Annotated in this window: 14 protein-coding genes; 11 read left to right on the top strand and 3 right to left on the bottom strand. The window is 41.2% G+C overall.

All coding sequences use genetic code 11. The features are described 5' to 3' along the window. Window positions 1–73: 73 nt before the first annotated feature. From QRN39_RS01270 to QRN39_RS01255, 4 genes are all read left to right on the top strand, one after another. The gene (locus QRN39_RS01270; RefSeq protein WP_251191199.1) at window positions 74–304 is read left to right on the top strand and encodes a hypothetical protein; all 231 of its coding nucleotides are present in this window, start codon (window positions 74–76) and stop codon (window positions 302–304) included. Beyond that, complete coding sequence (locus QRN39_RS01265) at window positions 301–762, top strand: 2-thiouracil desulfurase family protein (RefSeq protein ID WP_251191198.1); 462 nt, start codon at window positions 301–303, stop codon at window positions 760–762. The genes QRN39_RS01270 and QRN39_RS01265 overlap by 4 nt, the downstream gene beginning before the upstream one ends. Window positions 763–791: 29 nt before the next feature. After that, the gene (locus tag QRN39_RS01260; protein WP_284905847.1) at window positions 792–1,208 is read left to right on the top strand and encodes a DUF5301 domain-containing protein; all 417 of its coding nucleotides are present in this window, start codon (window positions 792–794) and stop codon (window positions 1,206–1,208) included. Between the two features lie 81 nt (window positions 1,209–1,289). After that, entirely contained in the window at window positions 1,290–2,117 is an 828-nt protein-coding gene (locus tag QRN39_RS01255) for an aldo/keto reductase (protein ID WP_284905845.1), read from the top strand. A 48-nt stretch (window positions 2,118–2,165) separates the two neighbouring features. Here the strand turns inward: QRN39_RS01255 and QRN39_RS01250 are convergent, their stop codons facing one another. Further along, complete coding sequence (locus QRN39_RS01250) at window positions 2,166–3,239, bottom strand: iron-containing alcohol dehydrogenase family protein (protein ID WP_284905967.1); 1,074 nt, start codon at window positions 3,237–3,239, stop codon at window positions 2,166–2,168. 189 nt (window positions 3,240–3,428) lie between these two features. Here QRN39_RS01250 and trhO point away from each other — a divergent pair, with 189 nt between their 5' ends. Next, a complete protein-coding gene (gene trhO, locus QRN39_RS01245) occupies window positions 3,429–4,397 on the top strand; it encodes an oxygen-dependent tRNA uridine(34) hydroxylase TrhO (RefSeq protein ID WP_284905842.1) in 969 nt (322 codons plus the stop codon). Between the two features lie 343 nt (window positions 4,398–4,740). Next, window positions 4,741–6,360, top strand: coding sequence for an APC family permease (locus QRN39_RS01240; protein ID WP_137055178.1), 1,620 nt, complete (start codon window positions 4,741–4,743; stop codon window positions 6,358–6,360). Window positions 6,361–6,394: 34 nt separating this feature from the next. Here the strand turns inward: QRN39_RS01240 and QRN39_RS01235 are convergent, their stop codons facing one another. Beyond that, complete coding sequence (locus QRN39_RS01235; protein ID WP_050943366.1) at window positions 6,395–6,595, bottom strand: hypothetical protein; 201 nt, start codon at window positions 6,593–6,595, stop codon at window positions 6,395–6,397. A 185-nt stretch (window positions 6,596–6,780) separates the two neighbouring features. Between QRN39_RS01235 and licT the strand changes: the two genes are divergently transcribed. The 4 genes from licT to QRN39_RS01215 all read left to right on the top strand — a co-directional run bounded on the left by licT (window position 6,781) and on the right by QRN39_RS01215 (window position 12,483). Beyond that, complete coding sequence (gene licT, locus QRN39_RS01230) at window positions 6,781–7,617, top strand: BglG family transcription antiterminator LicT (protein WP_003217030.1); 837 nt, start codon at window positions 6,781–6,783, stop codon at window positions 7,615–7,617. Window positions 7,618–7,852: 235 nt separating this feature from the next. Next, window positions 7,853–9,712: a beta-glucoside-specific PTS transporter subunit IIABC gene (locus tag QRN39_RS01225; RefSeq protein ID WP_284905837.1), complete on the top strand. Its 1,860-nt coding sequence runs from the start codon at window positions 7,853–7,855 to the stop codon at window positions 9,710–9,712. Between the two features lie 19 nt (window positions 9,713–9,731). Beyond that, a complete protein-coding gene (locus tag QRN39_RS01220) occupies window positions 9,732–11,153 on the top strand; it encodes a glycoside hydrolase family 1 protein (protein ID WP_284905833.1) in 1,422 nt (473 codons plus the stop codon). A gap of 592 nt (window positions 11,154–11,745) precedes the next feature. Beyond that, window positions 11,746–12,483, top strand: coding sequence for a hypothetical protein (locus tag QRN39_RS01215; protein WP_284905831.1), 738 nt, complete (start codon window positions 11,746–11,748; stop codon window positions 12,481–12,483). Window positions 12,484–12,490: 7 nt separating this feature from the next. On the opposite strand, the gene QRN39_RS01210 is transcribed toward QRN39_RS01215, so the two are convergent. After that, the gene (locus QRN39_RS01210; RefSeq protein ID WP_223251399.1) at window positions 12,491–12,811 is read right to left on the bottom strand and encodes a hypothetical protein; all 321 of its coding nucleotides are present in this window, start codon (window positions 12,809–12,811) and stop codon (window positions 12,491–12,493) included. 432 nt (window positions 12,812–13,243) lie between these two features. Here QRN39_RS01210 and arr point away from each other — a divergent pair, with 432 nt between their 5' ends. Beyond that, a complete protein-coding gene (gene arr, locus QRN39_RS01205) occupies window positions 13,244–13,660 on the top strand; it encodes an NAD(+)--rifampin ADP-ribosyltransferase (RefSeq protein WP_212046258.1) in 417 nt (138 codons plus the stop codon). Window positions 13,661–13,671: the final 11 nt, after the last annotated feature.

The following is a 13,671-nucleotide window of genomic DNA, read 5'->3' as shown; positions in this document are numbered from 1 at the left end:
TTCGGTTTTTTATATGGTAAAATTAACATATATTGACGTTATTCGTGATCATGTTAAAAGGGAGGGAGCTTCTTTGGGGAAAGAAATGATGGAAAATTTTAAAAAGTACGTATTCATCATGCCGTTCGTGGGATTGTTTGTCAGCTTGCTATTATTTGTTTATTTTTTTGGTATCACAGGAGTTGAAGGGTCGATTTGGGCTGCTGCTTTGTATTGTGCTCTGCCCTTTTTTGTGAACACGATATGTTTTTTGCCATTATGTATTTATTTTAAAGTCAGCAAAAATAGTGAGGAACATTCATGATAGTGGTCAGCGCTTGTCTTGCTGGGTTGAAGGTCCGGTATAATGGTAGCCATCGATTAGATCAGCGAATCGAAGAGCTTGTGCAGGAAGGAAAGGCTGTGACAGTTTGTCCTGAACTGCTTGGCGGCTTTTCTACGCCAAGACCTCCGGCAGAAATCATTGGCGGAGATGGACATGATGTATTACGAGGGCAGGCTTCTGTTGTCGATGTTCATGGAACTGATGTCACAGAGATGTATGTAAAAGGTGCGAAAGCGACACTGGAACAGGTTCAGTCTCTGAAAGCAACAGCGGTTGTGCTAAAAGAGTACAGTCCTTCTTGCGGGAGCCAGCTGATTTACTTGGGAGAGTTTAACGGCAAGACAAAAGCTGGAGATGGTGTGACGTCCGCCTTGCTAAAACAGCACGGGATTCAAGTGTTCTCTGAGGAGGATGATTGGACTTCGGTGTTTCAATAGGCGTGGCGTGATTAGAAGGAGGAGTTAGGTTGAAAAAGTGGATCATTGGTGTAGTTGTCGTTATTTTAATCGGAATGGGTATTTATTTTATGATCCATGCCAAAACATACTCTTTTGATGATGTGGTCTCGATTGATCGAAACAAAGTGACATCCATACAAATTGAGCATGATAATGAACGTGCTGTTTTGAAGAAAAAAGAAGACATTCAAAAGCTGTTGAAGGAACTTTCAGATGTGAAATTAAAGAAAATGAAAGAAGCCAAAAAAGCTTCAAAAGAATCTTATTGGATCAGAGTGTACGAGAATGAACAGGAAACTTATGGTCTGACTTTTTATGACAAAAGCTTTTTAGAGACATATGATTTTTCTAAAAAGAAAGATCAAACAAGCGAATACCAAATCGTTGACGCCAATCAAGTCGATATAGGACAATATATCAAATAACACAAGCGAAAATTCATGCATGATCAATCAAAAATTCGGGTATAGTGCTTGGTAAGCAAAAATGAAGCGGAGGTTTGTTTGATGAGTGGATTAACAGATACAGTCACATTAGCAAACGGAGTAAAAATGCCGAAGCTAGGCTTCGGTGTATGGCAAGTAAAAGATGGGGATGAGGCTGTAAATGCAGTCACAGACGCTCTTGAAGCGGGCTACCGCAGCATCGATACAGCAGCAGCCTATCAAAATGAAGAAGGGGTAGGCAAAGCCATTCAGCAATCAGGCATCTCTCGCGATGATCTGTTTATTACGACAAAGGTGTGGAATCGTGATCAAGGCTATGAATCAACACTTGAAGCCTTTGAAACAAGTATGAACAAGCTAGGGCTAGATGTATTAGACCTTTATTTAATTCATTGGCCAGTTGAAGGCAAATATAAAGAAACTTGGAAAGCACTAGAGAAGCTGTATGAGGATGGACGCGTTCGAGCCATCGGTGTGTGTAACTTCCATCAGCACCATCTAGATGATCTATTAGAAGAAGCAGAAGTTGTGCCAATGGTCAATCAAATCGAGCTGCATCCAAAGCTGACGCAGGAGCCTTTACGAGACTACTGCAAGGAGAAAGGGATTCATGTAGAAGCGTGGTCACCATTAGGCAGCGGGAAGCTGCTGAACCATCCTGTTCTTCAGGATATTGCGAAAAAACATGACAAATCCGTGGCTCAAGTCATTCTTCGCTGGGACTTGCAGCATGGTATTATCACCATTCCAAAATCTGTGACGAAGAGCCGAATCATCGAAAACACACAAGTCTTCGATTTCGAGCTGTCCGCACATGAGATGGGTGTCATCGATCAGCTTAATGAAGATGAGCGCACAGGTCCAGATCCAGATAACTTTGATTTTTAATCGAAAGAAAAGCACAGGTGGCATGCCTGTGCTTTTTATTGAACGATTTTACGAGGCTGATACGGTTTCAATGACTTGAATGGCGTCGACCATTTGCTCTTTGGAATAGTCTCCAATCAAGCAAAAAGTTTCATCTATACGTGCAGCATGGCTTGCCACTGTTTTTGCGGCTTCTTCTAGCTGAGCTGTGATGCCAAGCTCACGCATATTTCTAGGTAATCCGAGTGTTTCATAAAGCTCAAGTAATTCTTCTACTTCGCCCATTCGATTTTCTGTGGCAAGCTGAACAAGAATGCCGTATGCCACTTTTTGACCATGTAACATATGGTGCGTTTCCTCAATAAACGTCAATCCGTTATGGATGGCGTGGGCTCCTGCCATTCTTCCGTAGCGTCCTCCGTAGCCGCCGACCGTGCCAGCTAATGTAATAATGGTATCCGTTACATCTGCAAATGCTTGCGAAAGTTGACCCGTTTGCAAGCTGTGGACAGCTTCTTCGCTATGGGAAACAAGAATATCCCTCACGTATACCGCCTGTTTTAGTGCTGCATGCACCATGAGCGGTAAGGAATCCTTTGCATTTCGAATAATGGCTTCCGCTTCATACCATTTGGCCAGCGTATCTCCAATCCCACTTTGAAGGTAGGAAAGAGGAGAAGAGAGCAAAAATGTATGATCAATGAGCGTGAGGTAGCTGGACCGTTTATGGTAATCGACTCTCATGAAATTCCCCTTGTCATCATAAATGACGCTAAGCGGTGTAGATGCAGCACATGTCCCCGGGATGGTTGGAACCATGATCACTTCAATTTGAAGAGCCTCTGCTACTGACTTGGCGGTGTCTAAAATCGTGCCGCCTCCAATCCCAATGATCACATCTGCCCCGTGCAGTTCTTCTGCAATTCGGGTAATTGCATTGGGTGAACTGTATCCTTTGTGCTGGACAACAGGCCAATGAGACGGAAGCTTTGTGTACTGTGAAAAAGCATGAAATGAATCATATCCCGTCACGACAGCGGGTGACCGGAAGGATGGAGAAACAAGTGAATCGAGTTCATGATAAATGCCTTTTTGAGAAATAAATTGGTTTGGACCGCTTCTGACGATATCTTCTGGCTGTATCATTGCGTTCTGCTCCTTTGCAATATCATATTTGATAAATCATCTCATTTTACAGAAAGTTCTGTCAAATATGAGAAGAAAGACCCTTCCGTTTTATGGAATTGAGCCGCTGTCATTGCCTTTAGGTATGTATTTCCTGTATGATAAAGAACGGTATGTTTTGATTAAATTTAAGAGGTGTTTATATATATGGAAAAACAATATCGTGTCTTACTTTACTATCAATATGTCCCCATCGAGGACCCAGAGACGTTTACAGCAGAGCATCTAGCATTCTGTAAGGAGCTTGGTTTGTTAGGCCGTATCCTTGTCTCAGCAGAAGGCATAAACGGAACTGTTTCTGGTACCATTGAGCAAACGGACAAGTACATGCAAGCATTAAAGGAAGATCCGCGCTTTGCGTCTATGCCGATCAAAATTGACGAAGCAGACGGTCATGCGTTTAAAAAAATGCACGTCCGCCATCGAAATGAACTAGTGAATCTGAGCCTTGAAGATGATGTGAACCCGTTAGAATTAACAGGTAAGCATCTTAGCCCGGTTGAATTTTACGAGCAAATGCAATCACCTGATACCATTGTGATTGATGCACGTAATGATTACGAGTTTGATGTCGGCCACTTTAGAGGGGCAGTTCGTCCTGATATTGAGACATTCCGCGAATTACCGGAGTGGATTCGTGACAATAAAGAGATTCTTGAAGGGAAAAAAATCCTGACGTATTGCACAGGCGGCGTACGCTGTGAGAAATTCTCAGGCTGGTTAAAGCGTGAAGGCTTTGAAGATGTCTCTCAGCTTGACGGCGGAATAGTCACGTACGGAAAAGATCCAGAAGTTCAAGGGAAGCTTTGGGATGGTCAATGCTATGTGTTTGATACTCGTTTAACAGTGCCCGTGAATCAAACAGAGCATGTGGTTGTCGGAAAAGATTTCTTCACTGGTGAGCCTTGCGAGCGTTATGTGAACTGTGCAAATCCTGCATGTAACCGCAAAATGATTGCAACAGAAGAAAGCGAGCATAAATATATGCGTAGCTGCAGCCATGAATGTCGTACAAGTGAACGTAACCTTTATGTGAAACAGCACAATCTGTCTGAAGAAGAAGTGCAAGAAAGACTAGCTGTGATTGAACAAGAACAAGCGATCTCACAAGGATAGAGGGAACCCCCCTTTATCCTTTTTTTTATTCATGATAGGGCTCAGAAGGAAGAGGGATTCATTTCCTCTTTCTTTTTTGTTTAGTTTTTTTCAAAATAAGGGTAAAGGTAGTTATTCAGTCTAATAGATTGAATCATTGAAAAAGCGCTTTCTTAAGAAATAAGCATGTTCGACTATTTCAGAAAATGGAGAATTGAGAGATAATAAAACAGGCGAAAAAATGAACAAGGGTAAAGATTCAGTTGAAGAAATATTTGTTAATTGAATGAAAAGTGAGCTGCAATGAAAGAAAGGTGCTTACTTAGGCACATGCTTTGTAATTTAATCGAAAGGTGTTATGAACATGAATCATTTACATCGTAGAATGGGAACTTTCGCTTTAATGATGGTAGGTCTTGGCTCAATCATTGGTTCAGGTTGGCTATTCGGTGCTTGGCGTGCCGCTCAAATTGCCGGCCCTGCTGCTATTTTATCCTGGTTGATTGGGATGGTCGTAATTTTATTTATCGCTTTGTCTTATAGTGAACTCGGATCGATGTTTCCAGAGGCAGGCGGGATGGTGAAATATACGCAATATTCACACGGCTCTTTTATCGGGTTTATTGCCGCTTGGGCAAACTGGATCGCCATTGTCTCCGTCATTCCGGTTGAGGCGGTGGCTTCTGTCCAGTATATGAGCTCATGGCCTTGGGAATGGGCAAAGTGGACAACCCATTTGGTCACAAAAGGGGTGTTGACGACAGAAGGGCTCATGGTCGCTAGTGTGCTTCTTGTGATTTACTTTCTGCTCAATTATTGGACCGTTGGGTTATTTTCAAAAGCGAATACATTCATTACCGTGTTTAAAATTGTCATTCCAGGATTAACAATTGGTGCGCTCTTATTCGTAGGTTTTCATAGTGAGAATTTTACTTCTGGAACAAGTATTGCTCCTAACGGCTGGGCGAGTGTGCTGACAGCTGTTGCGACATCAGGAATTGTGTTTGCCTTCAATGGCTTCCAAAGCCCGATTAATATGGCGGGTGAGGCGAAAAATCCAGGCAGATCCATTCCGATTGCTATTGTTGGATCTATTTTGATTGCGACTGTGATTTATGTGCTTTTACAAATCGCCTTTATCGGTGCTGTCGATCCGTCCATGATTGTGAATGGATGGGGTCATTTGAATTTTAATTCGCCATTTGCCGACCTTGCCATTGCGCTTGGGATTAACTGGCTGGTTCTGATTTTATATGCAGATGCGTTTGTATCACCTTCTGGTACAGGGATTACGTATACGGCGACGACATCCCGTATGATTTATGGAATGGAAAAAAACAAATACATGCCAAGTGTACTTGGTCGTCTGCACCCTATTTATGGCGTGCCTCGTCCAGCGATGTTTTTTAACTTAGCCGTATCGTTTATCTTTCTGTTTTTATTTAGAGGCTGGGGTGTACTTGCAGAAATCATATCTGTTGCGACACTTATTTCTTATCTGACAGGCCCAGTAACTGTCATGACTCTGAGAAAGACAGGGACAGATTTATATCGTCCGCTGCGAATAAAAGGACTCAGCATCATTGCTCCTCTCGGCTTTGTCTTTGCGTCATTGACGCTGTATTGGGCGAGATGGCCGTTAACAGGTCAGGTGCTATTCATTATTCTCATCGGTCTTCCGATCTATTTTTACTATCAAGCAAAAGCGAAATGGAAAGGCTTCAGCCGCAACTTCAAGGCGGGTGCTTGGATGGTCGTGTACTTGCTTGTGATGATGACGATTTCCTGCCTGGGCAGTGACAAATTCGGCGGCTATAACGTCATTCATTATGGCTGGGACATGGCTCTTATTACAGTGGTTGCTCTGCTATTTTATATGTGGGCACTCAAAAGTGGATTTGAAACAGAATTTCTAGAGGATGCGAAAAAAATCAATGATGAGCTGCGTACTTCTTCGCAAGAAGCCGCATCATCCAAAGAATAAAGGAACGGCTGCCTGAATATCATGGGCAGCCGTTTTATTTTGATAAATGATGCATCACGTGCTGCCTCAGCCAAGTGGTGACACCGCGCAAAACGGCTGCTGTGACAAATGAGATGAGCACATACTTCCAAAGCAGATTCATACCTTGTCCACTAAGCAAAAACACGATTCCTAGAAAGACGAGTGTGAATAGAAGCACGAATAAAAATGATGCAGACCAGAAAAAAGCCTTCACTGAAGGTCACCTCCTTGGAGTATTGTATGCAGGCAATTGAAGGATCAGACCAGCTATGACGGGGTAGAATTATGGTGAAATCTATTGCAAAAGTCAGATAAAAACACCAAGTGATTTGACAGTTGTGTTAAGATGAGAGCATATTTTGAGTGAAGATTGTGGTTCATAGACGGAGGTGTTTGGGGTTGCAGATACAAAAAGTTCTAAACAATAATGTCATTAGTGTGATAGATGAACAAGGAAAAGAAATCGTCGTCATGGGAAGAGGTATCGCCTTCCAGCGGCGGCCCGGGGATCCGGTAGACGAATCGTTAATCGATAAAGTTTTCCGCCTAGAGGATCATTCCGTTCATGAGCGAATGAAAATGCTGCTTCTGGAGGTTCCGTATGATGTGGTCAAGGTAACCGAAGAAATGATTCAATATGCACATACAAAGCTGAACCGAAGATTAAACGAAAGTCTGCATGTATCGCTCGCAGACCATATTCATTACGCCATCGAACGACTGAAGAAAAATCATCTCATTGAAAATTCGCTCATTTGGGAGATTAAACGCTTATACAAAGATGAATTTCTTGTGGCAAAGGATTGTCTTGAGATGATTAGAGAGCGTCTTCATATTGAACTGCCTGAGGATGAAGCAGGCTTTATTGCCATGCATATCATTAATGCAGAGCTCAATGAGGACATGAATACAACGGTCAATATTACAAAAGAAGTAAACGCCATTCTCACCATTGTGAAATATCATCTCAATATGGAATTTGATGAAGACTCACTCAACTTTTATCGTTTTCTCACACATTTACGCTTTTTCGTCCAGCGTCTGATAAACGAAACAATGCTTGTCAGCGAAGATCAGGATTTGTATCAGCTGATCAAGGTAAAATATCCGAAGGCATACGAATGTGCAAAGAAAATCGCAGAATACGTCTATCAAACCTATCACCGAGATCTCACATCAGAGGAGATGCTGTATCTATCCATTCATTTGAATCGATTGATCAAACGAGAAAAATAAAGGTAGTTTTCAAAAGAAAGCGTTGACATGAGAAAAGCTGAGTGGTACTATTTGCTCATAAACATAAAAGAATACGGTTTCACAATGATCGTCTTAGAGGATTGTGACTGTTCGGCAGGCAAAACCTAAACGTTCACTGAAAAAGCGCAATAGCAAGTTGCGACTATTTTTGGTGCCCGTTTAGGTTTTTATTTTGCCCAAAAATGTATTTTTTTGAAAAAAAGGGGGTTTTTGTATGAGTTATCGTCAATTAGCAGAAGACATTATCAAACACATTGGCACAGAGAAAAACGTTCATTCACTGGTCCATTGCGCTACAAGACTTCGCTTCACATTAAATGACCGATCAAAAGCAGACAAAGCAGCCATTGAAAAATTAAATGGCGTTGTGACCGTTATGGAAAGCGGCGGCCAATTTCAAGTAGTCATTGGCAATACCGTACCAGAGGTTTATCGAGAGATTGGGGAGTTTACAAATTTATTAGAGGATTCCACTTCTTCATCTGCAAAATCAGGTGGAGAGAGCACAAGCCTTTTCGGAAAATTCGTTGACATTGTCTCAGGTATTTTCACACCACTTCTCGGTGTCATGGCAGGTGCTGGTATTTTAAAAGGTCTACTAGGTATCTGTATCAATGCAAAATGGTTATCACCTGAAGATACGTCGTATCAAATTTTATTTGCTGCGTCTGACAGCTTGTTCTACTTCTTGCCATTACTGCTCGCATTCACTTCGGCGAGGAAGTTTAAAGCGAATCCATTTGTGGCTGTGACGATTGCTGGTGCACTCATTTACCCAACCATTCAAGAATTGTCAAAAGGCGGCGGAGATGTGACCTTCTTCGGTATTCCAGTCGTCTTAATGTCTTATACATCAACGGTTATTCCAATCATTTTGGCAGTGTTTGTCATGGGATATATCGAACGTTTCTTTAACAAAGTCATTCATGAAAGTGTCAAAAACTTTATTACTCCACTGATTTTACTTGTCACGGTTGTTCCGTTGACACTCATTGTATTCGGACCATTTGGTGTGTATGCAGGGAACGGCATTGCCGCTGTCTTGCTGAAAGTATTCTCCTTTAGTCCTACACTTGCAGGTGCTTTAATTGCGATGGCATGGCAGGTTCTTGTGATCTTCGGTATCCACTGGGGTCTAGTGCCAGTGATTTTAAATAATATTGCCGTCCATGGAAAAGATCATATCAAGCCGGCGACTGCGCCAGCTGTATTTTCACAAGCCGGTGCTTCCATCGGTGTTATGCTGAAAACAAAGAATAAAAAGCTGAAATCATTGGCTGGGTCGACAGCGGTTTCTGCCGTGTTTGGGATCACAGAGCCAGCTGTATACGGGGTCACGCTTCGTTTGAAAAAACCATTTATTGCAGCCGTTATCTCTGCTGGAGTCGGCGGTGCGATCATTGGTTATTCACAAAGTATTGCGATTGCGTCAGGGCTTCCAAGTTTACTGACACTTCCGATTTTCTACGGACAAGGGTTTACAGGGTTCATCATCGGAATCTCGGTCTCATTTGTTCTATCCATCGTCTTGACTTATTTGATTGGATTTAAGGATCCAGTAGATGAAGATGAAACCCCAGCACCGGTTGCCGCACCAACAATGGAAAACGAACATGGGGTCAAAGCAGCTCATGTGAAAAGTCCTTTAAAGGGTGAGGTAATCAAGCTGGAGGAAGTACAGGATAAGGCATTCTCATCTGGTGCACTAGGAAAGGGCGCAGCCATCATTCCATCAGAAGGCAAGCTGTTTGCACCAGTATCAGGAGTCGTGACAACGGTGTTCCCAACAGGTCATGCGTACGGTCTTACTTCTGAAAGCGGAGCAGAAGTGCTCATTCACATTGGACTGGATACCGTACAATTAGGCGGTCAGCATTTTACCCCGCAGGTCGTACAGGGGCAAACCATTACTGAGGGCGAATTGCTTGCGGAGTTTGATATTGAAGCCATCCAAGCTTCCGGTCTGTCCGTCACAACACCAGTGATTATTACCAATTCAGGTGAGTTTAGCGATATCATAGAAACAGAAGAAAAACAAATCACACCAGGACAATCATTTTTACATCTCGTTTAATCAAGAGGAGGAAGAAATCATGAGATATTCAACACTAGCACCATTTCCAAACGACTTTTTTTGGGGCGGATCTACATCCGCCTATCAAGTAGAAGGTGCGTGGAACGAGGATGGCAAAGGACCATCTGTCATTGATATGAGAGCAAGTTACCCTGAAGGAACAACAGATTTTAAAGTCGCAAGCGATCACTATCACCGCTATAAAGAGGATGTGAAGATGTTTGCAGAAATGGGTTTGAAGGCTTATCGTTTCTCTATTGCATGGACACGGATCATTCCAAATGGAGATGGGGAGATCAATCAAAAGGGGATTGAATTCTATCATTCTCTCATCGATGAATTGCGCCGCTATGATATTGAACCAATCGTGACGATGTATCATTTTGATCTGCCTCATGCACTTCAAGTAAAAGGCGGTTGGTCAAATCGTGCGACAGTAGATGCGTTTGAACGGTATGCAGAGGTTCTATTTCAGGAGTATGGTGAGAAGGTAAACTATTGGCTGACCATTAATGAACAAAACATGATGATCTTACATGGATCAGCGCTCGGTACACTTGATCCAAATTTAAAAAATCCGAAAAAAGAACTGTATCAGCAGAACCATCATATGCTCGTCGCTCAGGCGAAAGCCATGACGCTTTGTCATCAAATGTTGCCTGAAGCGAAAATTGGACCAGCGCCAAACATTGCGCTCATTTATCCGGCATCTCCAAAGCCTGAGGATGTGCTTGCTGCGGCGAATTACAATGCGATCCGCAACTGGCTGTATCTTGATATGGCAGTCTTCGGCCGTTATAACAACCTTGCTTGGGCGTATATGAAAGAAAAAGACATTCTTCCTGTGATTGAAGAGGGAGATATGGATATTTTGAAAAGTGCGAAGCCGGACTTCATTGCCTTTAACTACTACACATCTCAAACGGTTGAAGCGAGTAAAGGAGATGGCAAGGATGAATTTGCGCGCGGCGGAGACCAGCATTTGAAATCTGGTGAAGATGGCGTATACAAAGGCGGCAACAACCCGTTCCTAAGTAAAAATGCGTTTGGCTGGGAGATTGACCCTGTCGGCTTCCGATCAACGATGCGTGAGATTTACGACCGTTATCAGCTGCCTCTTATTATCACGGAAAACGGATTGGGTGCTTTCGACAAGTTAGAAGAAGATGGATCGATTCAAGATGATTATCGAATTGATTATTTAGAAAAACATATCGAACAAATCAAATGGGCGATCACAGACGGCGTCGAGGTCTTCGGATACTGCCCGTGGTCTGCAATCGATTTAATCAGCACACACCAAGGATGCTCCAAGCGCTACGGATTCATCTACGTGAACCGCGATGAATTTGACCTAAAAGACCTGAAGAGAATTCGTAAAAAGAGCTCTTACTGGTATGAAACATTAATTCAGCAAAATGGAGATAAGATCGGGGAGTAGCAAATAAAAAAGCCAATCACCTTATGCGGGTGGTTGGCTTTTTTTCGTTCACTCTATTGGCAAGATTATATTGTTCGAATTGTTTTAAAAAGATAGCCTGATTTTAACAGCCTAATAAACTACTTTCTTTTATAATCCAAAGAAATTTTGCTGTTTCGAATGCTACATCAGGTGGAAGGCCTGCCTGTATAAAAATTGCGCTACTTTGTAAAAACCTGATTTAGCTTTCTTTGCATATTTCTTGTCTATTACTTTCAATAAAGGGTTTTTCTAAATATGTGCCTGACTTGTGAAGAGCCTGAACAGCAAGTTTTTTTGCTATTGTAGTGATGATATTTTTAGTTTGGGCTTCTTTAGATTGTGGTGGGAATATCGTGCACCATTGTTTAGGAACATATGCATTTCGGCTTGTGTCATTTGTCTACCACAGAAATTTTCATCAAAACGAAGTTCTAAAAAATAAAAAAATGATTGCGGACACCGCAACCAAAAAAGTAATTTTCTTAAATCTATCTTAAATACATTGATAGACTCATTTTGATTTGATAACCTTAATTTTGGAATTTAATACAAAAGGAGGAATATAAACAAAATGTTCAAAAAAACACTTTTAACCCTAATTACCCTAGCTCTTGTCATATCGATATGGACTCCATTTTCATCAGAAGCATCAGCAAAAACACACTCTATCAATTCACAAGAATTAGAAGCGTTAGTAACATCAACAGTTCTACAAAATGAACAAACTACCAAAGAATTAGACGAACTTGAAATGAAAATGGGGGAATACATAGAAAACCTTCCATTTACAGAAAAAGAATTCGAAAACATGTCAGAGACAGAACAAAATAAAGTGATAGATCAATATTTCAACAATGAAGAATTTTTAGCTATAGAAAACCGAATGAAACAACTTGACTCCAAAAGTAATCAGAGTGAAATAACAACACAAGCACTACCAGTATTCTTCATACCTATCGCAATGACCGTAGGAAGAGTTGCTTTAATGGCTATCAGATCAAAAGGCGCAAGAACTGCACTTAAATATCTAAAAAATCGAATAAAAGGATTCGGTAAAAATTACAAAATTAAATGGGATGTAAGAAATGATAAAGGACAACTTAGAAGTTTAGTTGTCGTCCTACACAAAGGAAAGAAAAAAACAACAAGAGTATTTGCTGTAGACAATGGAAAAATCCCTTTAATACCAAAAACCTCAACTTGGTATTGGCATTTCCATGTAGCTCCAAAAGATAAAATACACCATGCTCTCAGAGCATCAGTACCAAAGAAATACAAAGCAAGTCCAGGAGAAACAATATTACACTAAAAAACCCCTAATTTTCAGGGGTTTTTTTCTCTTCAAGACTTGTAACTATATCAACTGGATGTATCAAGTTTTCATCATCATTATCCTCATCAATGTAAGGCATAATAAGTGAATCCAACTCTTCTTTATCATCAACTAAAGCAACGTAAGTTGTATAATCCTCTAAATCTGATGGAAACAATTCAGCTTGACCAACATTACTTTTCAATGCTTGGTCAATAGCACTCTTTAATTCTATTAAACCCTCACGATTACCAATAATATAAGAATCCATATGCCAACTTTTTTGAGCATATATATGACAAATCTTATCTCTATCTTTCATCATCTCATTACACCCTTCCTGAAAAATTTAATTGATTATGTGCCAACACGCCAACCAGCTATAACATCAAACGTCTCATTGGCTACTTTATCCTCATCTTCTTCAATCCTGCTCAGAGATTCTTCCTAGGCATCAATACGCTATTTCCAAAACTGTCACCAACATTTTTTTGCCCTTTTTTCCTTCTGCTCCGTTGTCGCAATTAATTTTTTAGTTTCTTGTTTCTCTTATGGCTTCTAATAGCTTTTTATCTCTTTTAATAAGACTGCTTTGTATGTATTCTTGCTGTTTTTTAACTTTCTGGAGGTTACAAATCCCATCTTACTCTCTACTATCATTATACCCCGAATGTTATCTCATTTATAGACTGTTTTCTACCCAGATCAGGCCGTATACTGTTATACGCAAGTCAAAAACGATAAGGGGTGTGGCTGTATGAACGAGAAGCAACAAGTTTTAGACCCTGGCCCATTTTTTCATGGGACGAAAGCGGAATTGAAGATTGGAGATCTGCTTGAACCGCAGTATTTATCGAATTATCAGGATCAAAAATCAAACCATATCTATTTCACCGGAACATTAAACGCAGCCAAGTGGGGTGCTGAGTTAGCAAGATCTGATGCGAAAGAGAGAATTTATGTTGTAGAACCGTTAGGCGAGTTTGAAAATGATCCGAATTTGACTGACAAAAAATTTCCGGGTAATCCCACACGTTCTTATCGGTCGAAATCCCCTTTGAAAATCGTCGCAGAATTAGGTTCATGGGAAAGACATTCCGATGAAGAAATCGATCATATGCTGAGCTCTTTAAAGAAATTAAGTGAAGAAGGGAAAAATGTCATATACGATTGATGATTCTCAAT

Origin of the sequence: Bacillus sp. lyk4-R2A-2, assembly GCF_030209735.1 — a bacterium.
GTDB classification, from domain to species: Bacteria; Bacillota; Bacilli; order Bacillales; family Bacillaceae; genus Bacillus; species Bacillus pumilus.
The sequence above is the reverse complement of the archived record's forward strand: the minus strand, read 5'-3'. Positions and strand labels throughout refer to the sequence as shown.